20 protein-coding genes and 4 pseudogenes are annotated in these 20,912 nt (G+C 68.9%); 11 read left to right on the top strand and 13 right to left on the bottom strand.

What is annotated here, in order from left to right; genetic code table 11:
- Positions 1-544 precede the first annotated feature (544 nt).
- A pseudogene (locus M4D82_RS34505) lies at positions 545-631 on the bottom strand (helix-turn-helix domain-containing protein); the annotation flags it as partial.
- A 126-nt stretch (positions 632-757) separates the two neighbouring features.
- Between M4D82_RS34505 and M4D82_RS01105 the strand changes: the two are divergent.
- The gene (locus M4D82_RS01105; protein ID WP_349637029.1) at positions 758-970 is read left to right on the top strand and encodes a hypothetical protein; all 213 of its coding nucleotides are present in this window, start codon (positions 758-760) and stop codon (positions 968-970) included.
- 166 nt (positions 971-1,136) lie between these two features.
- Here M4D82_RS01105 and M4D82_RS01100 read toward each other — a convergent pair whose 3' ends face one another.
- Complete coding sequence (locus M4D82_RS01100; RefSeq protein ID WP_249764188.1) at positions 1,137-1,553, bottom strand: winged helix-turn-helix transcriptional regulator; 417 nt, start codon at positions 1,551-1,553, stop codon at positions 1,137-1,139.
- 59 nt (positions 1,554-1,612) lie between these two features.
- Between M4D82_RS01100 and M4D82_RS01095 the strand changes: the two genes are divergently transcribed.
- The 4 genes from M4D82_RS01095 (at position 1,613) to M4D82_RS01080 (ending at position 5,415) form a co-directional block, all read left to right on the top strand.
- Positions 1,613-2,236, top strand: coding sequence for an NAD(P)-dependent oxidoreductase (locus M4D82_RS01095; RefSeq protein ID WP_249764187.1), 624 nt, complete (start codon positions 1,613-1,615; stop codon positions 2,234-2,236).
- Complete coding sequence (locus M4D82_RS01090) at positions 2,233-2,676, top strand: nitroreductase family deazaflavin-dependent oxidoreductase (RefSeq protein WP_249764186.1); 444 nt, start codon at positions 2,233-2,235, stop codon at positions 2,674-2,676. Before M4D82_RS01095 ends, M4D82_RS01090 begins: the two co-directional genes overlap by 4 nt.
- A 389-nt stretch (positions 2,677-3,065) precedes the next feature.
- The gene (locus M4D82_RS01085) at positions 3,066-3,248 is read left to right on the top strand and encodes a hypothetical protein (protein ID WP_249764185.1); all 183 of its coding nucleotides are present in this window, start codon (positions 3,066-3,068) and stop codon (positions 3,246-3,248) included.
- A 67-nt stretch (positions 3,249-3,315) separates the two neighbouring features.
- A complete protein-coding gene (locus tag M4D82_RS01080) occupies positions 3,316-5,415 on the top strand; it encodes an NlpC/P60 family protein (RefSeq protein WP_249764184.1) in 2,100 nt (699 codons plus the stop codon).
- A gap of 15 nt (positions 5,416-5,430) precedes the next feature.
- Here the strand turns inward: M4D82_RS01080 and M4D82_RS01075 are convergent, their stop codons facing one another.
- Positions 5,431-5,823, bottom strand: a complete 393-nt coding sequence (locus tag M4D82_RS01075; RefSeq protein ID WP_249764183.1) for a nuclear transport factor 2 family protein — start codon at positions 5,821-5,823, stop codon at positions 5,431-5,433.
- A 248-nt stretch (positions 5,824-6,071) separates the two neighbouring features.
- Between M4D82_RS01075 and M4D82_RS01070 the strand changes: the two genes are divergently transcribed.
- Positions 6,072-6,683: an ATP-binding protein gene (locus M4D82_RS01070; protein ID WP_249764182.1), complete on the top strand. Its 612-nt coding sequence runs from the start codon at positions 6,072-6,074 to the stop codon at positions 6,681-6,683.
- Positions 6,684-7,381: 698 nt separating this feature from the next.
- The gene (locus M4D82_RS01065) at positions 7,382-7,639 is read left to right on the top strand and encodes a hypothetical protein (RefSeq protein ID WP_249764181.1); all 258 of its coding nucleotides are present in this window, start codon (positions 7,382-7,384) and stop codon (positions 7,637-7,639) included.
- Between the two features lie 82 nt (positions 7,640-7,721).
- Here M4D82_RS01065 and M4D82_RS34500 read toward each other — a convergent pair.
- Both M4D82_RS34500 and M4D82_RS01060 read right to left on the bottom strand, forming a co-directional pair.
- A pseudogene (locus M4D82_RS34500) lies at positions 7,722-8,075 on the bottom strand (DJ-1/PfpI family protein); the annotation flags it as partial.
- A 303-nt stretch (positions 8,076-8,378) separates the two neighbouring features.
- Positions 8,379-9,689, bottom strand: coding sequence for an SgcJ/EcaC family oxidoreductase (locus tag M4D82_RS01060; protein ID WP_249764180.1), 1,311 nt, complete (start codon positions 9,687-9,689; stop codon positions 8,379-8,381).
- Between the two features lie 96 nt (positions 9,690-9,785).
- Here M4D82_RS01060 and M4D82_RS01055 point away from each other — a divergent pair, with 96 nt between their 5' ends.
- Positions 9,786-10,310, top strand: coding sequence for a MarR family winged helix-turn-helix transcriptional regulator (locus tag M4D82_RS01055; RefSeq protein ID WP_249764179.1), 525 nt, complete (start codon positions 9,786-9,788; stop codon positions 10,308-10,310).
- 66 nt (positions 10,311-10,376) lie between these two features.
- On the opposite strand, the pseudogene M4D82_RS01050 reads toward M4D82_RS01055, so the two are convergent.
- Positions 10,377-10,720, bottom strand: a pseudogene (locus tag M4D82_RS01050) (MarR family transcriptional regulator).
- A gap of 565 nt (positions 10,721-11,285) precedes the next feature.
- Here M4D82_RS01050 and M4D82_RS01045 point away from each other — a divergent pair.
- Complete coding sequence (locus M4D82_RS01045) at positions 11,286-11,903, top strand: hypothetical protein (RefSeq protein WP_249764178.1); 618 nt, start codon at positions 11,286-11,288, stop codon at positions 11,901-11,903.
- A gap of 598 nt (positions 11,904-12,501) precedes the next feature.
- Here M4D82_RS01045 and M4D82_RS01040 read toward each other — a convergent pair.
- Complete coding sequence (locus tag M4D82_RS01040) at positions 12,502-12,933, bottom strand: HIT family protein (protein ID WP_249764177.1); 432 nt, start codon at positions 12,931-12,933, stop codon at positions 12,502-12,504.
- 60 nt (positions 12,934-12,993) lie between these two features.
- Here M4D82_RS01040 and M4D82_RS01035 point away from each other — a divergent pair.
- Positions 12,994-13,137, top strand: a pseudogene (locus M4D82_RS01035) (cytochrome P450); the annotation flags it as partial.
- Positions 13,138-13,363: 226 nt separating this feature from the next.
- Here the strand turns inward: M4D82_RS01035 and M4D82_RS01030 are convergent.
- The 4 genes from M4D82_RS01030 to M4D82_RS01015 form a co-directional block, all read right to left on the bottom strand.
- Positions 13,364-15,097: a nucleotidyl transferase family protein gene (locus tag M4D82_RS01030; protein ID WP_249764176.1), complete on the bottom strand. Its 1,734-nt coding sequence runs from the start codon at positions 15,095-15,097 to the stop codon at positions 13,364-13,366.
- 34 nt (positions 15,098-15,131) lie between these two features.
- Positions 15,132-15,866 carry a 2OG-Fe(II) oxygenase gene (locus tag M4D82_RS01025; RefSeq protein WP_249764175.1) on the bottom strand — a complete coding sequence of 245 codons (735 nt, stop codon included), beginning with the start codon at positions 15,864-15,866 and terminating at the stop codon, positions 15,132-15,134.
- An 11-nt stretch (positions 15,867-15,877) separates the two neighbouring features.
- Entirely contained in the window at positions 15,878-16,801 is a 924-nt protein-coding gene (gene nadE / locus M4D82_RS01020; RefSeq protein WP_249764174.1) for an NAD(+) synthase, read from the bottom strand.
- A 1,123-nt stretch (positions 16,802-17,924) separates the two neighbouring features.
- Complete coding sequence (locus M4D82_RS01015; protein ID WP_249772356.1) at positions 17,925-18,155, bottom strand: hypothetical protein; 231 nt, start codon at positions 18,153-18,155, stop codon at positions 17,925-17,927.
- 366 nt (positions 18,156-18,521) lie between these two features.
- Here M4D82_RS01015 and M4D82_RS34220 point away from each other — a divergent pair, with 366 nt between their 5' ends.
- Positions 18,522-18,800 (top strand): hypothetical protein, encoded by a 279-nt coding sequence (locus tag M4D82_RS34220; protein ID WP_349637028.1) that lies wholly within the window; start codon positions 18,522-18,524, stop codon positions 18,798-18,800.
- A 624-nt stretch (positions 18,801-19,424) separates the two neighbouring features.
- Here the strand turns inward: M4D82_RS34220 and M4D82_RS01000 are convergent.
- Positions 19,425-19,982 carry a hypothetical protein gene (locus M4D82_RS01000; RefSeq protein ID WP_249764172.1) on the bottom strand — a complete coding sequence of 186 codons (558 nt, stop codon included), beginning with the start codon at positions 19,980-19,982 and terminating at the stop codon, positions 19,425-19,427.
- Positions 19,983-20,215: 233 nt separating this feature from the next.
- Entirely contained in the window at positions 20,216-20,749 is a 534-nt protein-coding gene (locus M4D82_RS00995) for a hypothetical protein (RefSeq protein WP_249764171.1), read from the bottom strand.
- Positions 20,750-20,912: the final 163 nt, after the last annotated feature.

Below are 20,912 nucleotides of genomic sequence, written 5' to 3'. Positions count from 1 at the left end.
TCGCTGGGCGGCTCGGAGCCGGCGTGCAGGTGGAGCTCGCTGTCAGAGCCGCCGTCGCGTTGCGTGCCTGAGCCACGCCTGTCGCGAGAGTCAAGCCGGCGATCAAGCCGGACACTGCAACAGCGGCTGCTAATCCACGAATTCGGTGAGTGCGCATCTGGTTCCCCCTGGTCTGTCTGCACAGCGCTGTCGCTGGGCAAGATCGAAAAAAGCCAATACGGTCCGCTGCCGATCCGCAAGTCCTGGCGCCTGTCTGTCTTGGACACGTCACGGTGCCCACCTCTCCGTTTCAACCGCGTCGGCCGGCCACCCTCGCTGCTGGCCATAGCCCCCGAACACTGAGCCGCAGTTGTCATCCTCAACGCCACCACCCGACCCGTGGACCGTCCCGGCCTCAACCTGCTCGCACAGATCATCGGCTCCGGACCCGGTCCGGACCCCGTCCCGGCCGCCACCGGCGCCTGACCGGGGGCGGCCCACACCGACAGGTTCGACGCAGCCGCGGAGGGGCACTACTGGCGTGATGGGATGCCACCTTGTGGCCTATCTCGCGGCTGATGGTCGAAGGACTCCGCCTCAGGTCCGCCGCGATCTTCCGGACCGTGCTCTTCTCCCGCATCATGTCCGCGATCTAAAGGGTGTTACAGAAGGCTCGCTCTTGGGCATTTTCCCGCCTCGTCAGGTGCTCAGGTTCCTCCACAGATGCCGCTCGTCCAGGGTCCCGAACCGCACGTGTCCGCGCTCAAGGTCGACGAGGATGGGCCAGCAGTCCAACAGCCGGCCAAAAGCCGACCAGGACCCGGCGCAGTGGCTGCCACAGGCGCCGGACGCGTTGTGCCGGTACGGAGCGGAGTGGACGGAGACGAAGCTGCGTTGCGGACTTGCGGTGGACGAGGCCGAGCGGGACCGGCTGTTGGACATCGCCGCCGGCTGCGGCGGCACGGAGGTGGAGTCCACCCCCGCCCCATAGGTCGGCACGACCGGGACTCGCCCGCGTACGCGGGGGCAGAGGGCCGGGGCCGCGGTGCAGGGGTCACCCACATTCGGGTGACCCCTGCACCATGTTCGGGTAGTGGTGCGCCGGCACTGCCGGTGCCTGGCCGGGGGTGGGGGCGGGGCGGGTGGACGACGCTCCGTCAGGAGGGCCCGCCCGAGGAGTTGTCCGCGCGGCTGCCCACGAGCGCTGCCTCCTGGACGTCCAGCAGCTCGTCCCAGTGCTCCCGCGTCCACTCGCACGCCGCGTCGAGGGGCCCCAGGAGCCCCCGCCCGAGCGGGGTGAGAGCGTACTCGACGCGCCGCGCCGGGCTCTCGTACTCCGTGCGCGCGACGAAGCCGTCCCGTTCCAGCCCTCGCAGGGACTGCGTCAGGGACTTGGCGGTGATCTCGCGCAGCGGAACCTTCAGCTCGGAGAAGCGGCGGGGGCCGTCCTGGAGGCAGCGCAGGATCAGCGTGGCCCACTTGTCGCCGATCCGGAACGGGACCAGGGGTGAGGGGCAGACGGGGTCGAACATCTCCGGGTCCAGGGGCGGCGGATTCGGCGGCGGCTGCGTCATGATCGCGATCGTATGCCGGTATCCGATCGGTAACCAGCCCTTTCCCTAAGGTCCGGAGCATGAGGAACCAGGGGAAGAAACAGGGACAGACCACTCGGAAGATCGTCGTCTTCGGCGCCCGCGGCCGCGTCGGCCGGGCGGTCGTCGCCGAGGCGCGGGCGCGGGGCCTGGAGGTCACCGAGGCGGGGCGCGACGACGGCGACATCACCTCGGCGGCGGACGTGACCCGCCTCGCCGCCGGGCACGACCTGGCCGTGGCGGCCGTGTACGACATGGCAGCGGACCCGGGGGAGTTCTTCCCCGCAGCGGCCCGCGCCCTCGCGGCGGGCCTCTCCGGGGCCGGGGTGCGGCGCCTGGTGTCCGTCGGCCTGGCTTCCGTACTGCCCACCGCGGCCGGGCCGCTGCTGATGGACACACCGGGCTACCCGCAGGAGTGGCGGCCGTTCTACGTCGGCCACGGCGCCGGGACCGAGGCCCTGCGGGCGGCCGCGCCCGAGGGCCTCGACTGGGCGGTCCTGAGCCCGTCGGGCGATTTCGCCAACGGGGAACCGGTGGGCGGCTACGCCTTCGGCCCGGCCGACGCCGACGAGCGGATCACGCACGCGGACTTCGCGCGGGCAGTACTCGACGAGGCGCTGGCCCCGACCGTGCACGCCGCGCACCTGGGGGTGCGGGCGGCATGACGGCACCGGTGACGGACAGCCCGAACCCGTGGGTCGCCGAGCACATCCGCCGCTTCGAGGAGACCGGCGGGGTACCGCGCCCCGGCATCAGCGACCTGCTCCTGACGACCCGGGGGCGCCGCTCGGGAGTGCTGCGGCGCACGGCGCTCGCGTACGTACGGGACGGCGAGGCGTACGTCCTGACGGCCTCGAACGCGGGGGCCCAGCGCCATCCGGCCTGGTACCTGAACCTGACGGACCACCCTGCCGTCACGCTCCAGGTCGGCGCCGAGACCTTCCCGGCGGTCGCCCGGCGGGCGACCGCCGAGGAGGCGGAGCGTCTGTGGCCGGTGGTGGTGGCGGCCATGCCCTCGTACGCGGCCTACCGCGCCTCGGCGGGCCGCGAGATTCCGTTGGTCCTGGTCACCCGTACCACTGGGGCGGCGGCAGGTGCGGGCTGAGGTAGCCACGCACCCTCGGGGGCGTCGGCGGCCCGACGGCGCAAGATACGGCCGATTGGCTGTCTAGGGCTCCGCCGGCCTCCCAGGCACCGGGTGGAAAGGCCGCACAGGACAAGGGAAGCCCGGCGCGCACCGCGTCCGTCCTACCGGAAGGCCTCGCGAAGCCGCCTGTTGAGAAGGCCCTTGCCGGCGGGACGGTCCGCTGAGCAGGCCAGGAACTGCGCGCGCAGAAGATCACGCTGAGCGAGTGCGCGAGCTTCGCCGGCGCCACCCTCCGGCAGCAGCAGCGATACCTGAGTGCGGCCAACAACGCCGTCGGCCGGCAGCTGTTCCTCTCAACCGTCAAGGACGGCACCGCCTGGTCTCGCCGCCGGACGGGAGTCGGCGGCATGTCCGCCCACGACGTGCGGACCAACCACCTCTACGTCGTCCGTCAGAGGGACCACCTCACGCTCTTCCAGCTTCCAGTTCGACGAGCCGGCAGAGCGTCCCGCACCACCGCACCACCGCACGACATCGGCACCGACGCCGCCGTCCTCGGCGCGCTCGCCGGGCTGGGCGCCCCGAGCTGAGGCGCCGGAGAACCACGAACGACCCGGTCGACCTTCCTTCTCACTTCTCTCTTCACAAGGAGTTGCCTTGTCCGCCAAGTCCTCGGCCTTCCGCACCGCGAGCATCGTGACCGCCGCCTGCGCTGCCTCGCTCGTCCTGTCCGTCATGCCCGCCCACTCCGTCGGCGTCCAGAGCGCCGCCACGCCGGCCACCGTGTCGGTGGAGCCCGATGTCGCACGCCCCCAGGGCCGGCCGGTCCCTCTGCAGGACTCCGGGACCGCGGGCGCCCTCTCCGCCGCCGCATCAGCGGAGGCCCTTGGCCCGATCTCCCGCAGCACCGTCATCGAGCGGGCCAAGACCTGGGTAGACGCCCAGGTCCCGTACAGCCAGAGCGCCTACCGCGACGGCTACCGCACAGACTGCTCCGGCCTGGTGTCCATGGCCTGGGGGCTCGGGACCAGCGCCTGGACCGGCAACCTCGACACCTACGCGGACCGCATATCGAAGAGCGAGCTCCGCGAGGGCGACATGCTGCTCTTCCACAACGCCTCGGACCCGGTGAGCGGTTCCCACGTCGTCCTGTTCGAAAGCTGGACCGACTCCTCGATGACGTCGTACATCGGCATCGAGCAGACCCCGCCGCACGCGGTGCGCCGCGTCATCCCCTACACGTACTTCAAGAACTCCAGCTCCTACGTCCCGTACCGCTACAAGAACATCGTCGAGGACGTCGCCAACAGCGGTGATCTGCCGGTGGCGGGGAACTGGGACGGCGGTCCGGCCGCGAACGTGGGTGTCTGGCGCGACGGGAAGTTCCACCTGCGCTACGACGACGGGTCCGTCGCCTACGTCGACTGGGGACAGGCCGGAGACCTCCCCGTCTCCGCCAACTGGGACGGCGCAGGCCCCGACAACCTCGGTGTCTTCCGTCCCTCCACGGGCCAGTTCCACCTCCGCATGGACGACGGCAGCCTGAAGATCCTCGACTGGGGTCAGGCCGGCGACGCTCCGGTCGCAGGGAACTGGGACGGCGGTGCGGCCGCGAACATCGGCATCTGGCGCCCCTCCGAAGCCCAGGTAACCCTTGGTCCACCGAAGAGACCACTGAATGACCAGCACTGCGCCCATAGAGCCCTCGCCCACCTTGCGGGCGGGGGCTCTGCTCACCTCCCAGGAGCGCACTACCATCCCCCTTCGCCTCCGCCACTGAGAAGCCCTCGGGGAGGCCGCGCAGACCGCCGCGATGGCCTACCGGCCGGCCTCCTCCTTGCCGGTGATCCGGGCCGCGATCCGCAGCCCGCGCTCGACCCTGCCACGACCGGTCCCGGTACGGCGGCGCCGGCTCCGGGACGGCGGTGGGAGTCGAGGAACCAGGCATCGGTCCCGCCGCCCGGGAACGCCTGCGGCAGGGCGCCGGTGGTGGAGACCGTCTCGGTCGGAACCCAGCCGCTGACGTGGTGCGGCGGCCGGGCCCGGGGCGGCCGGGCGACGCGGTCGTCGGCACGGTTCTTGTGCACGGAGCCGCCGCTCATGGTGAGGGTGCCCGCATTGCCGAGGCCGGCGCCTCGCGCGAAGCCGCCGCCGGTGTTGGGCGCCGTCTTGTCGGTGAGGCCCGTCCTGGTCACGGAGGCGTCACCGAAGTCGTTCAAGCCGCCGCCGACCGCCTGCAGACCGCTCGCGACCGCGGCGTTACGGGTGATGGTGCCGTGGCTCACGGTCAGTGTGCCGAAGTTGTTCACTCCGGCGGCGACGGCTTGTCCGGTGCCGGTGCCAGTGCCGGTGTCGGTGTTGGTGACGGTGTTGCCGTCCATCCGCGTGCCCGTGAGCGTGGCCGTGCCCTCGTTGTGGACGCCTCCGCCCAGAACCGCGTCGCCGACGCTGCCGGTGGCGGTGTTGCCGGTCACGCGGGCGGAGCGCAGTGGGAGGGTTCCCGCGTTGAAGATCCCGCCGCCGCAGATCAGGTCGGGCGCGGACGGGCAGTCGGCGGGGTTCGTGGTCCTTCCACCCGTGATCGTGATCTGGCTCAGGGTCAGGTACCCGCCGGCTGCCACCGCGGCGATGCGAAAGTCTGGCGTTCCGGCCCTTCTGCTACACGTGACGGAGCGCGGGCCGTCGCCGGCGCCGGTCGACCACGATCACCGGTCCGTGGCTCGCCACGTGGCTCGACCGAGGGAACGGCGGGCGTGACGGGTGCACGCTGAGCTACGACCAGAACTCGTCATACGCCTTCGTATCGGACCACAGGTCCCAGCCCTCGGTGATCCTTCCGTCTCGGATGTGGAACACGATCGCGTAGTCCATGTCGAGCTCCTTGCCTTCACGTGAGGCCGTGATGTGGAGCAGGGCGACTGTGTGCTTGTCGTTGGCGAGCACATCATGGAGCTGCGGGCGGTACGTGCCCCCTGACATCTGGAATTCCTGCCGGAACGCGGCAAACGTGGCCTCACGGCCACGGTAAACGCCGGCCAGCGGGCCCTGGCCGGGGTTATGCCACACCACGTCGGGGTGGAACACTTCTGCCAGCGCCTCCATGTCGCCTGCCGTGAAGGCGGCCATGGCTCGCTGAAACACGGCAATGTTCGGGTGGTCAGTCATCACAGCCTCCCTTTGGCCCCGCGAACATAACCGCAGGCCGGCCAGACACCCGCAGGCACACCGAGGTGGCCGGCCCGCCTACCCGATTGGTCTCAACTGGAGCCATGACGAACTCCGACGCCTTCGCGCCCCGCCGAACGGATGTCACCAACCCCTGATCCCAGATGGTCGACATGACGAGGGCGCCCCATGCGGGTAGCACACTGTCACTTGCGGCCGGCTGAAACGTGCAGAGATGGGGAGTGCGAATGGAGAGGTTCACCGTTGAGCCGCTTCGGGTGGTTGACTTCGTGGAGCACGTGCGGCGCTGCCCAAAGACGTACTTTCTGGTTGAGCAGGACAGCCCCGAGCTTCCCACCGAGGTCCTGCGGGCGGTGGCCTGGGACGCGCTGCACCGTCGCGACGGTAGGCATGGACAGATGAGTGTCGAGATCGGATCTGATCTGAGCTTCACGGTGGAGAGCGATCAGTGCCCCAGCGTCGATGAACGGGGGAGGCTTCTCCCGGGATTCTTCGGTTCCCTGCTCGACATGTTCGGCGTGCAGCGTTGGGCTCCCTCCGCAGCTGCCGCCCTCAGCGTCCGCACGGTCATCGAGGTGTGGCTGGATGCCCACGGCTATCGCCAGGAGCTGGTCGGGATGGACCCGACCGGCCCCAGGGAAGAGTTCATGGCGCCGAAACCCTTCGGGACCCGGACCACGTTCCACCTCGATCCTTCATTCTGTGGTCCGGGCGAGGCCATCGCCCGGGCGCTGCGACCCGAAGAACTGCACGGAGAAACGTGCAAGGAGCATCCCGCACCCACGACATTCCCGATTCACGATCTTCGCGCGGAGGCTGAGGAGTCACTCAGCCCGTAGGACTCGTTTTCGCAGACGGTCGAAGCCGGCGCGGCCGAACATCTGACGCTTGAACACCTTGATCCGGTTGACGTGTCCTTCGACCCCGCCGGAGTTCAGGGCAGGGCGAGGCCGACGATCACGGCGTCGCGGTCTCGGTCGATGCCCCGCTGCGGCTCGACCACAAAGTCCTCGGCCCCTTCGGCACCCGCCCCTGAGCCCGACTCCGCCAGATCGCGGCGTTCCCCGGTGCGACAGCGTGATCAGCGGGCACGCTCGGGGCTGTTCCGCAGGCCGAGTGCAGCTGTCGGGCTGCCCGTTGTCGCTCCGTCACCGAGGGAGACTCAGGACCTCATGCTGGTCCTTGATGTGGGTCCTTGCCTGTGGGGAGGGTGGCGTACCGCGCGACGACGCGGGACCAGGTGGGCGGCCAGGTTACGAGCCAGAGGCAGAGTCATCCCGACGGCACCCGCTTTGGCGGGTACGGCCTGCCGGGAGGTGCGGACCTGCGGGGAAGGCGCCGGTGAGTGGACAGCCCTAAACGATCCGCTTTTCCCACCGGCCGCGCTGCGCCCGACACCGCGCACCGCACGTGCCGAGCGCCTGAACTGCGCGGGCTGCCGTCGCAGGCACAGCCGGGGGCAGACACCGCGACGACCGGACCCGGATCACCGACGGCATCGGGTACCGCGCTCAGTGCGCGCCTGCTCAGCCGAGGGTTGGCCGACTCCGGGTGGGAGCCACTGGAGGCGGTCGGCGAGGCCCGCCGCGTCGAAGGCGGCGGTGATCTGCTCGCGGTCCTCGGTGAAGTGTTCCCACAGGCGGCCCACCGACTCCTGGAACGCACCTCTCGCCTGGCCCCCGACATCGCCCGCGCCCGCGGGTTCGGCTCCGTCGACTCGCTGCACCGGGTCTTCCGCGACCGGCTGGACACCTCTCCCGGCGAGTACCGCAGCCGCCTCCGTACCGCCGCTTGACCCGTCCCCTCGACGTCGACGGCGGGGTGTTGGGCGGCGAACCGTTCGGCGGTGGCCCAGTGGGTCGTCGCGCGCGGTGCCCGTCGAGGAGGCCGGCGGCGACGGTCACGTGCGCCCCCACGCAGACCGAAGCCACCCGGCCGGCGGCCGGCCCGGCCACCCACAGCCAGGCCACCACGGCCGGGTCCGCGTACGGCTCCGGGCGGTCGACGCCGATCCGGATCCGGCCGGGCACCACCAGCGTGTCGATTGTCCCCTGCTCCGAGAACAGTTCCTCCACGTGCGGGCGCACTCCGGGCGACGTCGCGACCGGGCCGCGCCGCTCCCCGGCGAAGTGCACCTCGTAGCGCGGCCGGTGTCCGCCGAGTACGTGGTTCGTCATGGCGAAGACCTGTGCCGGCCCGGTCACGTCGAGCGCGTCGATACCGGGGGACATCGCGAACACGACGACGTGGGGTCCGGATGAGGAGGAGTTCATGGGCATCCATCCGGCCCGCCGCATCCGTCTGCAATGACGGGCATCCGCGGGATCCGGACATGTGGTCCGCCAGGCGGCGGGGCCGGACCCGGTACCGGGCGCGGCCGGATGCCCGCCGCCGCGCCCTGGCCTCTGCCGGCCAGGTCTGATAGGGCCCCGGAAGGGCAAACGCATGTGCGGGCCCGACCCCTGTGCGGGCCCGCACGCCCCCGCCGGCCCGGGGCGAGGGTGCTCCCGGGCCGGTCGGTGGGGGTATGGGGATCAGTCGACGGCGATCGTGTTCTGGGCGGCCCCGACGCGCCAGGTGCCGTCTTCCTTGACCAGGATGTAGAGGGGACGGCCCTCGGGGCGGTCGGCGATCCGGGCGCCATCGTGGAGGATCGGCTGCTGGCGTACGTTCACCGCGGCGACGTCGGGGCGCAGGAACAGTACGCGTTCGACGTCGTAGACGGCGGTGGACTCGGCCGTCGCGCCGGGCAGGACCTGCCGGGTGAAGGCTGAGATCTCCTCAAGGCCCGACAGCCGCTTGCCGTGGCCGGTGGTCCACACCGGGTCCTGTCGGCGGAAGAGGCTCAGGAACCGGTCCACCAACTCGTTCTGCTGGGCGTGTTCGACCTCGGCGACCAGGCGGCGGATCGCGGCCACCTCGTCGTCGGTCTCCGGGCCGTCGGGAGCGCCGAACACCTCGACGGGCCGGTACGAGCCGGACACCAGCTCGGCCACCGCGCCCGGCCGGCCCGGCCGCCAGCCGAGTGCGGTGCGGGCGGCGGCTCCGCTGATGCTCTGGTCGAGGGCGAGCGCGTCCGCGAACTGCGGGCCGAAGACCTCGGCGGCCTGCTCTACCGACACCGCGTGCGGGGCGGCGAGTACGCCGGCCGCGCGGCCCGCGGCACGGGCGACGTCCCTGACCGGGACGGCCGACTCACCGACGCCGTGCCAGACGGTGCCGGCCTCGGCCCGCTCGACGGCGGCCACGAACAGCTCGGCCAGGTCGTCCACGTGGACCATCGGCCAGCGCACGTCCTCCTTGCCGTAGTACTCGGGCGCCCGCTGCCCGCGGGCCCGCTCGACCAACAGAGCGGGGATGCCGCCACCGCGCCCGTACGCGATCCCGGGCCGGATGACGACGGCACGCACGCCCTCGGCGGCCTCGGCCAGCACCTGCCGCTCGATCTGCGGGCGGTAGCCGACGATGCCTATCGGGTTGGTCGGGGTCTCCTCGGTGACCTCCTGTGCCTCGCCGGTGGCGCCGAGGACCCAGATGCCGCTGGTGTAGACGAAGGGACGGCCGGTGCCGCGCAGCGGAGCGGCGAGAGCCTCGATGACGCCGGTGTCGACGTCGGCATCGCCGCTCGGCGGGGCCAGGTGGATCACGGCCTCGATCTCCGAGGTCACCGCACCGGCCAGGGAGGCCGGGTCGGCGGTGTCGCCGACCACCTGGGCGTGCCAGGACCGGCCGGGCTGGGGCTCGGCGCTGCGGGTGAGCGCGACGACTTGGTGGCCCGCGGCGGTGAGGTGGTCGGTGACGGCGGAGCCGATGTAACCCGTGGCGCCGGTGAGTAGAACCTTCACAGCATTCCCCCTACGTCGAAAATTTCGATATCGAAACTATAGACGGGATGATCCCCGACGTCAAACACTTCCATGTCGAAATGTTAGGCTGAGGTCATGACGGAAGAGAAGTGCGACGGCGTCGACCGCATCACCGCACAATGGCGTGCGGTCCGCCCCGACCTCGACACCTCCCCCATGGACGTGATAGGCCGCCTCTCCCGCGCCTCGCGCCTGCTCGAAGCCGGAATCAAGGAGAACCTGGCCGCCCACGGGGTCGAACCCTGGGAGTTCGACGTCCTCGCCACGCTGCTGCGCTCCGGCCCGCCTCACGTCCTCAGCGCCGGTGAACTCAGCTCGGCCGCGATGGTCAGTTCCGCGGCGCTCACCAATCGCATCGACCACCTCGTGAAGAAGGGCTTGGTCGAACGGGCCGTCGACCCCACCCACCGCCGCCGCGTGCTGATCTCCCTCACCGACACCGGCCGCGAACTGACCCACCGCCTCGTCGAGCACCACCTCGCCGGCGAAGAACGCCAACTCGCCGGGCTCACCACGGCCGAACGCGACCAGCTGACCGGCCTGCTGCGCCGCGTCCTGCTCACCCTCGGCGACCACGGCGAGGACCCCGCCGAGCGGTAGCCGCCAGGCCGGGGCCGCGCAACCCTGCGGGCGGCGCAAGGCAGGTACGAGGTGCTCCCCGGCCGGTCAGCCGAGGGCTCTGCCCGCGTCGCGGATCAGCCGCTGGAGCACCTTGACCGTGGTGACGTAGTCCGCATCGTCGATGCCCTCGTGGAGGGCGGTGCGGATCACGGGGGCGTTGCGCGCGAGATCAACGCGCGCCCGTTCCCCCTCCCGCGCCGGCCACAGCCGGGCGCTGCGGGAGACCATTGACCGACAGGTCGCGCAACAGCCGGAACTGGGGCTGGGTGTAGCCCTTCTCGACCTGCCGGGCCCGGGTGTACGCGATGAGCGCCTCGTAGGCGACATCGGCCCAGTACGCGGCAGGCTGTCCCGGCGGGTTCGGCGCCAGGTATCTGTCGGGTCGTCATCGAAGGTCCCCACCTCCTGTTCGACGGGCACGGCCGCGATGTCGGGGACGCACCAGTTGGACGATCCGGCAGGTCGAGGTTGCCGGATCCCGTGACGCATCCGAGTTCGCGGACCTTGGGTTTGATTTCGGCGTACTTCAGTGCGCGCTCGGGGTCGATGTCATGGGTGTAACCCGGTGCGGAGCCCATCCGCGTTGCTCCGCTCGTCGATGAGTTCATGCAGTCCGGCAGTCTCCCCGCTCACCGCCCCACATGGGGCGGAACACCACCTCGTTGGCGGAGACCACGAACGCAGCCCACGTCCCGGCGTCGAGGAAGTCGGCCGAGTGGAGGGCCGCATGGCGTGCGGGTGGTGGTCGTCGAGCCCGGCGGGATCAGCACCACGAAGGGCAAGTCCGTCGGGGCTCAGTCGAATTCCGCACGCGTGGATTGCAGGTCCTCCCGGTGCGCGCGGGCCATCCGCTCGGCAAGGTGGGGAGGGCCTACGTCGGGGCCACCACCCGACGTTCCGGGCCGACCGGGCGGTAGGACGGGACCACTTGTTTCGGCCATTAGTCTTTTGATCATGCGCATGAAGACTCTTGGTGTAGTGGTGATGATGAGCGTGGCCGTGCTGGCCACGGGGTGTGGAGGAGCAGGAGCGAAGAGCGCCAAGCCGGAGCCGTCGGTCAGTCGGCTGCCCAACAGGCTGGACCGTCCCGGTCCCCTTCCGCAGGGAGAGTTGCAGCCGTCGCCGGCCGCGAACGCGCCGTTCGCGGCGAACGTGGAGTACGAGATCCGCAAGAAGGCGCTCGGTCTCGGTGGTGGCACCGGCGAGGTCACCGCCAAGTGTCCCAAGGACTTGGGCTCGACGAAGGGCACCGCCGTCGTCTGCACGTCCGAGTACAAGGGCGCGGTGGTGGAGTGGGACGTCGCCATCGGTGACAAGTCGAGCTGGTCGGACAACCTGGTGACCTTCACGGCGACCCCACGCCAGGGCCTCATCACGCAAGAGGGCGTCCGTCGGATCATCTTCGGCAACAGCACGGACGCCCTGGACCACATCCTGTGCAATGACATCCCCGAGGCCGTCACGGTGCCCATGGGCCCCACCCAGTACACGTGCCAGCAGGTCATGAAGGACGGGCAGGTGTACTACCCGCAGCCGATGCGCGCCACCGACAGCGGCCCGCGCGCGTACTGACACGGGCGAAGCGTGGAGCGGGGCTTTGCGCGGTGACCGGGCGGGGGGAGGGCTTCGACGACGTGCTCAGGGGCGGGGTCGTGTCGCGCCGTCACCGGCTCAAGTCTCCCCGCCGTGCTGCACACTGGCCTCGGTAGCGGCCCCGTCGAGGATCCGCGCCCGATCTCGGCCGCGATCATGCGGGCTTCCTCCACACCGGTGACGTGGACGGCTCGGGCTTCGAGGTGGCCCGGCCTGGCAGCCGGGTCGGGGTGACGCTCGGCGACGCGCAGGGTCCACGGGCGCAAGGTGTCGGGCAGGGCGAGGATGAGAGCGCCCGCCCCGTCCAGCTCTCCCTCGGCGTCAGCTTCCTCGGAGGCCATACCACGGCGGCCGATTACCCGAGCCGCTCTGTCACCGCGCGGGGTTGAGGGCGGCCAGACGGGCCGTGCCAGGGTCCGGGGGAGCGGATGCGGTACGCGCGGGCGGGGCCGCCGGTGGGCTGGGAAGGCGCACCGCGGCCGGGCTCGGTCGTTTCCGGGCGCGGTGCGGTGGGAGCAGGGTGACGCCATCCTCGACGAGGTGGGGGAGTGCGGAACCTGCAAATTTTGATGGTGGCTCAGCTTGTGTGGCCCGCTGGGTGGTCACGGTTGAGTGCGTCGGCCAGTCGTGTGCCTGGGTCGCTGGTGAGGTGGCGACGGGATCGTCCGGTCGGCCAGGTGGAGATCCCGTCGTCCACCCATCGGGGTATGACGTGGAAGTGCAGGTGAGGCACCGACTGCTCAGATCCGGGTCCGCTGGCGCTCAGGATGTTGACGCCCGAGGCGTCCAGCGCGGTTCTCATGGCGGTTGCCACGCGCTGGACCAGCGACATCGACGCGGCCAGCACTTCGGGCGGGGTATCGAACACGCCCGTGTAGTGGCGGGTGGGGACCACCAGCGTGTGCCCCGGCGCGAGCGGGTTCAACGGGGTGAAGGCGCATACCTCGGCCTCGCGGGCCATCCAGCGTGCCGTGCCTTCATGGATGAGGTGGCAGAAGACGCAGTCCATGCACTCCACCTTGTCAGAACGCTTCGAAGTCGCCGCAGGGCGGGCCGGGTCCCTGCGCGGTTCGCCCGCTACGACGGCCCGGCGCTGCCGGCCTTCCGCCGCTTCCCGGTCGAGGACGTCGAGATCGGCGGCGTGCGGATGCCGGCCGGAGAGACCGTGATGCTCTCGCTCGCCTCGGCCAACCGCGATGCCGGGCGGTCGCCGTGGGCACGCCGCTGTGCCGCTTCCAGGGCCTGGCCCCGGACGTGCCGCGTGACGGGCTCCGCCGACGGCCGTCGATGCGCGCCCTGGGGCCTCGTCGCACTGCCGGTCCGGTTCTGAGCCGTCGCCACTCCACCCGGCGGCAGGGTCGTGTCCCGTGTGGTGACCGAGCGTCATGCGACCGACTCCCGCCGGGGCGGGAAATGCACTCGGGACCGATCCGACCGGGTCATGAAAGAGGATTCCTCAGCATCCGGTGCACATCGGATCCCGCGGCAAACGGAAGCTCCACCATACGACGTCGATATCTGTCGCACACTTCCGACAAAAGCTCTCCATCGGGATGTCCGAGCGAGTGCAGGAACTGGCGCACGGCTGCGCACGCATCGCCCACGCGCAGCCCGGTCTTGGCGAAGAACGTGGCATTCGCCGACCACAGCCGGTAGGCAAGACCACGGACCTCTGCCGGGGGGATGGAGGCCCTGGAACCGAGATCCACGAACGGCGGCAGGTAGGGCGCTCGGGTGACGAGACCGCCGGAGTCCTGAACCACCAGACCGCTGTCGTCGGCACCTACAAGGAGGTCCCTCAGATCGATGAGGTCCATCGGCCGATGCTTTTCCGGTTCGATTGCGGACATCAGGGAAACCGTACGCGATATCTCTATGTCGGCGCCTTCGAGCAGCGCCGAGGCGTAGTCGATGGTGGCCCCCGTCCAAATGTCGTCGTCCATGAGGACGACCGACTTGGCCGCAATCGCCTCCACTTGCTCCTGTGGACTGGGCCATCCTGGACGTGCGACTATTCCATGCGAGTGCAGCTGCACATCGAACGGGTGAAAGACTCGTGATATGCCCAGTCGATGGGTTGCCGGAGTCGAGGTGTCCAGAGAAACGACAACATTGCCGGCGCAGAGCTCACGGGCTACCTCCCTCTGCTTTTCGTGGTTCAAGAGGTCGACCGTGACCCGGGGTCCTCCGACGCCGAGCAGACCGGCCTGTATGCTTTTGAGGGCGCTGTACTTGAACTCGGCCAGGGCAGGCTCAAGGACCCTTCTGGGCACCGACGCACGCCAACGTCTTGTCGCCCACTCCAGATCGTCCCTCACGGCGTACCGGCGAGTGGCTTGAGGTGGGACACCGCCACCGCGCCCGCCGGACACGCTCTCTGCCGCCGCGGGAGTTGCTGCTGCCGCGGTGCGGACCTTCGTGGAAGACATGAAAATCGACCTGGGGAAAGCGGGGGCGGCGAGCACCCTCTTTTCGTGTATTGCAGATGCCATCCTGGGGTCGTCGAAGACTTCGGCGAGCCGACTTTCACAGCCTCCTCGCGCGACGATCACGCAGCGGCCGTGTCTGACGAAGCATCGGGCAAATTCTGAATTATCGGCCCCGACGACCAGCACCACTTCGCATTCGTCGTCCCATGACGTGCGAAGGTGGTTCTGGAGACGGAGGAGGACCGTGGTGAAGTTTATGGGGTTGGCCACCCACTTCGATTCCCACGGGCAAGCCATGATCCAGTCATGTCGCGAGATCTTTTCATGGACAAGCGTGAGGCGCTCATCTGCCGGCACCGCCTCATGGGACAGCTTGACCGATACGTAATGATCGTGACTCGGAGACAGGTAGGCGCCTGCTACGTGCTCTCCATTCGATTCAAGCGCTCGGCGCGCGCTCAGCAACATGTCCACATGGCCCTGATGAATCGGAGAGAACGCTCCGGTGGCCAGCAGGACGAGGGGCTTGGTTCGGCCCGGACTTCTGGTCAGTTTATGAACGGGCGTACAGAAGAACGGATCAAGTATCGCTTCCTGTAGGTCTTCCCGAGTTGCCCCGTCGTCAAAATATCCGGTGCTCTGCAGCGCTGACGCGCCCCACTCCGTGATCACGTCCCGGTAGAAAGGGTCACGCCATGCGTGTTCCTCCTCCGCGGACACGACCATCGATGATGCGAGTGTCACGTGGTCCCCCTGGCTACGGCGATTTCCTATTGCTTTATGCCGGACCAGTCGGCTCATAGAGCACATCGGTTCTGAGAATCGTCTTCGTGCCCTCGAGAAGGGGGGCCGAGTCGTGAAGTGTTCGGTGCCAGAAGAGAAGCGCATCGCCCGGTACAGGGTGGTGAGCAGTCAGTATCTCCTCGGGACTCGCGATCCGCTGCCAGTCCGAAAAATCTCGCTGTGCAAAAGGAAGGCCGTTCTGCTTGTCGGCGATGAACCGCGTTTCTCCCCCGACCGCCTCGTACGACAAGTAGATGACCACCGTCAGGAGGGTTCGTGTTCCGTCCGGGGCACGGTAGGGCGCATCGTAGTGCGGGACGAGAAGCCCGCCGCGCTCATACCTGATGAACCTCATCCGCGGATTGACGGACAGTGGATTCCAGGACCTCCCGTCCGAATCGGTCGGATCATCGGGCGTCACCTCCAGCGAGACGCACGACTGGAGTCGCCGGTAAAATTCTGCCGCCAGCGCGCCGGATTCGGCCGTAGCGCGCAGAGAACCGACCGGATCGCCCGGGGAGTAATGGGCAAGAATACCGTCGCGGCCCGTCGGAACAAGACGCTGGGCAGCGAGCTCAGCCGAGAGGAGCTCCACTTCGGCCGAAGTGAGAAAATTTTCGATCACTTTGGCATCGACGTGCGGAAGTTCTGACACGGTCGGGGCCCACGACCCGCCGGCCGAGATGCCCAGCTCCGTGTCCCGGGAAAGACAAAAGGGGTTGACCGACATTCCTACCATTTTCAGTCCTCCACCCATGCGATGCCGTGGCCGTGACTCCAACCGCCCGGGACGGCAGAGGGCAACACATTGAGGTGTACGGCCGGACTGCTGGCCGCGTACTTGTGCGCATTGAAAGAATGGAGGGACTCCAGGCGGGACGCCATCTCCTTGAATTCAAGGTGGGCCGATTCCGGCCAACTCGCCTTTCGCAGTTCCCTCTCGTCGGGCGGGAGTGTGAGCCAGTTGAGATAGAGCTCGACAAAGTCGTACGGGGTTCCGAAGACGTCTTCGTCCGTGCGCCCGTCGTACATGTCACCCGTGGGAATGGCGTCGATGACGGAGCGAGGCAGTTCCAGGTAGCGAGCCAGCGCGTACACCTCGCTTTTGTGCAGGTCGCTGATGGGCTGAACGTCGACCATCGCGTCGGAAGCCTTACCGAAGAAGCCCAGGTAGGCGCCCTCGTCACGGTTCGTGGTCCCCAGCAGGATGGCGGCGTGCCCGCGCTCGGTGAGTGTGCTGACGGCGTAGTAGAAGGCCGGCGTCCGTATGTAACTGGCGAGCTGCCCCGATGCCCAATCCGCGCCGGCCCGAGGCAGATCCGCGTCCACTGCGCTCTTGAGGGCCGAGTGCGCCCCGGTCAGGTCGACCAACAAGGGGGTCAGGCCCAACGCATCACAAATTTCCCGGCTGCGGCTCACCCCGTCGGATTGCCCTGTCGCTGCGGAGGTGTCGTAGATCGGCGCCATCACCGGAACGACGTTCACGATCGGCGAGCCGGGGATCTTACGGGCAGTCTCCGCGATGGCCAGCACGACAGCCGAGTCGACACCGCCGGATATGCCCACGACGACCGAGTCGAGGCTGTTGCGCCGCAAGTACCCGTTCAGGACCCTGCACTTCTCGCGGACATAGTCGGCTGCGTGGAACGCTCGGACCGAACGCATTTCAGAGAGGCAATCGAGGAGGGCGGGGTGCAGAGCAGAGAGTGAGGGCGGACTGACGTGGCGCACAGAGTTTTCCTAGCGGGATGTGTTTTCGGGGTGAGGGGGAGTTCGCACGATCACGACACGACTGACAACGACACCGCCCCAAGCGCGCCGTGCGTCTCCACTGCCCGCTCCTCGCGCGCCAAGCCCGTTGAACGGCATGACGATACGGCATGGATTTGATCACCATCGCTCGCCACCGGCACGGCGCCGGACCCTCGGTCGGCGTCATGTCCAGCCGCTTGCCACTGGATTGAGGTACCCCGAGCCCGATGGGCGCCGGGAGCGAAGATCGCTGCCGTTATCGTCATGCTGACGACATTAAACGGCGGTGAGGCCTCGAAGCAAGCCGGGATGACGCGCAGTCACCTGCCGTTTCGGTCGAGGCAGGAGGATGCTGATCCGACATCAGCCCCTCCCGCCCCCGACTCGCCGCGACTGCGGCGCGGACGGCTTGAAGCCCGGCCCGCGAGACCCCGCATCCCCGACCCTCGCCGGCCTTCGCCAAGAGGTCGTCGCCGGGGTTGGAGCCGGGGCTGGGCGGGCGCACATGCGGTCTGCCCGGCTGGCCCCGGGCGCTGAACGCCAACGACTTCGGTCCGTGATGGTTGATCAGCAGGCTGTCCGTCGGCCCGGCACCCGTGCGGTGCTCGGCTTGCGGCGGTTTGCTTTGGATGGCGGAGCGGTCCGAGACCCAGTGAGGCGATCGCCAGGTGGGTTTCGGCGTAGTCCTCGCGTCGGCAGATGGAGCGCTGGAGTGGCCGCCACTGCCGTGGTTCGGCATTGGTGTGCTCGACGCAGATCCGTTGAGGGAACTGTCGGCGGCGCGTCGTCCTTCAACGTCTTCGGCGGGGGCGCTCACCTGGTTGGAAAACTCGTTGGCCAGGCTCCGGTTGCCCTCGTCAACCTCGGCTCGCGCATCCGGGCGGAACCGCAACTGCTCGGCGATGCCCGCACGCACCGCCATGGCGCCATCATCCCGCAGATGGGAACTCCGATTCGACCCTGTGCGGCAGATGTCGAGCCGGGAGACGGGCTTTCCATCTCATGCCCGGTGCGGGCGGCGGGGACGCAGCTGTTCTCATTCGAAGATTTCGCTGGTCCAGTACTGCTGCACGCATCCTTCCGGGTCGCCTTGGTCGAAGCCCAGGGCGTAGGCCGTGGTTCGCTCGTACTTGCTTCCGTGGGGGTGCCCAACGCCGCCGACCACAGTGTCGGCGACGGTTGTCAAGGCGCCGACGGCGGCGTTGAGGTCGGCTTTGTCGACGTAGCCCTCTTGCTCGGCGTAGAGGACACCTCCGACGACGGCCATGACTCCTCCGGGTTCATCAGGTCGTCAACCCCGAGTGCAACGATCCGCGCAAGCCCCAGCTCGACACCGAGGACCTCGACCTCTACCCCGTCCATCTGCGCGTCGAAGACGCCGGCTCCACCCCCGAGTGGTGCCTGGAGCGGGCCCGCGTCACCGTCGACGGCAAGAAGACCAAGAAGGAGAACCGCCGGATCTGGCTGTCCCAGAAGTACGGCAAGCGCATCCACCTGCGCCGCGTCAACGCCTGACCCGCCGCGGTCGGCCCCCCAGGGCCGCCTCCGCCTCCTCGACCGGGCGCCTGCCGCTTGGGGCGGCGGCCGCCCGCGGGGTCGAAGTGTAGGAGGTTGGGGCCGTCATCCCGCGAGGGTGGCGGTCACGGCCCGCTCGAACCGGCAGAAGGCCGACCAGGATCCGGCGGAGTGGCTGCCGCCGTCGGCGGATGCCCTGAGCCGGTACGGCGCGGAGTGGACGGCGACCAAGCTCCGCTGGGGCCTGGCGGTGGATGAGGCGGAGCGGGACCGGCTGCTGGACATCGCGGCCGGCTGCGGCGGCACGGACGTGGAGTTCACCCCCGCGTCCGGTTCGGGTCAGCGAGAGCTGTGCGCTGCCTGGAGGGCCGCCCACCCCAGGGCGGGGAATTCGTAGCCCCAGCGCCTCCGGTACCCGTCTGTCCCGTGCTCGGAGAGCAGCTTCTCAATCATGGCCATGAAGGACCCGACAAATGCCTCTGTTGGTAGCCGACCTGCCCAGATCAGTCTCGCGTCCGACCACCAGGACGACGGCTCGTTCAAGTCCGCGAACTCGACGATCTGAACGAAGACCTCCTGCTCCGTCTGATTGAAGAAGACTCTCGTCCCGCTCGGCTCGTCGAAAAACGTCACGAAGGTCGCACTGCACCCAAGGCGCAGATCCCGGACACTGTTCATGAACCTGGCCAGGACCTCGGGCCCTACATAGGAGGCGTGCACCTTCTGCTCCTCAGCGTTCACCGACCACGACCAGGTGGCCCATCCAGAGCCGCCGAGCTTCCAGTGCATGCTCTGGCCATGGGCCGAAGAAACGTCGAATGGACTGTGAACCATGCCTTCCCCCCTGCGCCAGGCGCTGCCGGCCCTAAATCGCCGAGTCAACCAGGACTCGCTCACGAGCACGACGATGCCACAGACGGATTTGGGAGACAGGCCCTAACAGAGCTCGCCTTTGGGCCCTGGACTGCGGCAGCGCCTCTCATAACGCCGGGCGGGGACGCTCCGCCCGGCGGGTGGCGGTTCAGTACAGCTTGTTCACGGCGGTCCGCAGGGTGTTCTTCCATTCGGTGACCGGTGGATCGCCCCAGTAGCTCTGCCACATGTTCAGGGTGACGGTGTCTCCGTCGCGGCCGACGCCCCAGAGGTAGTTGAAGTGCGGGCGGTCGGATGCCTGGGCGTCGAAGGTGTACATCCCGTGCAACGTCGCCCCTTCCTCCACGTCGAGTACGCCGTGGTCGTAGCCGGTGGCGGTCACCCCGGGTTCCTGCGGGCGGTTCGCGCACTCGGCGTAGCTCTCGCGGGTCTCTTCCGCGAAGGTGATGGCTTCCGCTTCGGTGGCGAAGACCACCACCTTCTGCTCGGCGTAGGCGGTCTCCGCGGTGCTGAAGTCCCGGTGCCAGACGTTGACCTCGGGCCGGCCTTCCGGCCAGTTCGCCAGACACTCGTGTGACATGCCCCAGCCCCGCGCGACCGGTGCGGCGCGCCACGACTCGGTCTTGGGCAGGTCGGAGATGTACAAGGTCCCCGGCCGCGGCCGCCACTGGTCGGCGCTCGCCGCCGGCCCAGATGCCACCGCCACCGCCACCACCGCGGCCCCCATTGCGATACCGGTCCCGCGCATTCGCCTTCGTACCCCCATGACGTGCTCCTTCCCCCGGAGTGTTCCGATCGCTTTCCGACCCTTTGCCGGGCAGCGACCGCACTGGATTCCAGAGTGGGGTGCCGGCGTCTTCTGAGCCGGGGCCTTCGGTAGCAGTGACCTGAAAGACCGTTCCCACTGGCCGAAAGCGACGAACTGGTTCAGGGAGGAGGTCACCGCTCCGGCGAGCAGGTGCTCCAGTCGCGCACGGCCCTGTGGCTCAGTTCCCTGACCGGAGCGGACCCAGCGGCGTACAGCGGCGTGTGGCCGGCGTCCTCGACCAGGCAGACCGCGTGCTGATGGGCCTGGGGAGGCGAGGCCGCGGGAGCCGTCGAGGACACCTCCTGCAGAACATGCCAGCGCTCAAGTACGGCACGCTCCGCGAGCGGGTCGGCTCGGTTACGCCCGACGTCCATCCGCCGACCTGTGCCCGTGCCGACCTTCACGCCGACCTTGCCCGCCCACAGCTCGGCGTCGATGAACGGTCGGTTCTTGTATTGCTCGACGAGCTCGGCCAGGTGCTCGCGCGAGCAGCCCACGACCATGCGTTTCCCGTCGAGCCGTGGGTCGACGGAGTGGACGGCTGACGATTCCGGGACCACGGCATACAACTCGGTACTGCCCGCCACCACCGCCCCGCACAGATCGCACAGCTCGGGCAGAGCCTCGTCCTCGTCGCCGGCGCCCGGCTCTCCTCGGTCCGTCACACCACCTGTCTATCGCCCGGCGCGAGCCGGCACATCCCGACGCTCCGGGCCTCGATGGTTCCGGCGGATCCGCCGGAACCATCGACCGCTGACCTGCACCGACTCGCAGTCGACGTTCAAAACACCTACTCAGTCAGATGGCCATGAGCCACACGACTGGTCT

The sequence above is a fragment of the Streptomyces sp. RerS4 genome (genome assembly GCF_023515955.1).
Lineage (GTDB): Bacteria > Actinomycetota > Actinomycetes > Streptomycetales > Streptomycetaceae > Streptomyces.
The sequence above is the reverse complement of the archived record's forward strand: the minus strand, read 5'-3'. Positions and strand labels throughout refer to the sequence as shown.

What these genes read in the sequence shown, in the direction of transcription:
- M4D82_RS01105 (WP_349637029.1), top strand. Translation starts at nt 758, where the DNA reads ATGGGCCAGCAGTCCAACAGCCGGCCAAAAGCCGACCAGGACCCGGCG.
- M4D82_RS01085 (WP_249764185.1), top strand. Translation starts at nt 3,066, where the DNA reads ATGTCCGCCCACGACGTGCGGACCAACCACCTCTACGTCGTCCGTCAG.
- M4D82_RS01075 (WP_249764183.1), bottom strand. Translation starts at nt 5,823, where the DNA reads ATGACTGACCACCCGAACATTGCCGTGTTTCAGCGAGCCATGGCCGCC.
- M4D82_RS01100 (WP_249764188.1), bottom strand. Translation starts at nt 1,553, where the DNA reads ATGACGCAGCCGCCGCCGAATCCGCCGCCCCTGGACCCGGAGATGTTC.
- M4D82_RS01090 (WP_249764186.1), top strand. Translation starts at nt 2,233, where the DNA reads ATGACGGCACCGGTGACGGACAGCCCGAACCCGTGGGTCGCCGAGCAC.
- nadE (WP_249764174.1), bottom strand. Translation starts at nt 16,801, where the DNA reads ATGCGTTCGGTCCGAGCGTTCCACGCAGCCGACTATGTCCGCGAGAAG.
- M4D82_RS01070 (WP_249764182.1), top strand. Translation starts at nt 6,072, where the DNA reads ATGGAGAGGTTCACCGTTGAGCCGCTTCGGGTGGTTGACTTCGTGGAG.
- M4D82_RS01055 (WP_249764179.1), top strand. Translation starts at nt 9,786, where the DNA reads ATGACGGAAGAGAAGTGCGACGGCGTCGACCGCATCACCGCACAATGG.
- M4D82_RS01045 (WP_249764178.1), top strand. Translation starts at nt 11,286, where the DNA reads ATGCGCATGAAGACTCTTGGTGTAGTGGTGATGATGAGCGTGGCCGTG.
- M4D82_RS01040 (WP_249764177.1), bottom strand. Translation starts at nt 12,933, where the DNA reads ATGGACTGCGTCTTCTGCCACCTCATCCATGAAGGCACGGCACGCTGG.
- M4D82_RS01025 (WP_249764175.1), bottom strand. Translation starts at nt 15,866, where the DNA reads ATGTCGGTCAACCCCTTTTGTCTTTCCCGGGACACGGAGCTGGGCATC.
- M4D82_RS01015 (WP_249772356.1), bottom strand. Translation starts at nt 18,155, where the DNA reads ATGGCCGTCGTCGGAGGTGTCCTCTACGCCGAGCAAGAGGGCTACGTC.
- M4D82_RS01095 (WP_249764187.1), top strand. Translation starts at nt 1,613, where the DNA reads ATGAGGAACCAGGGGAAGAAACAGGGACAGACCACTCGGAAGATCGTC.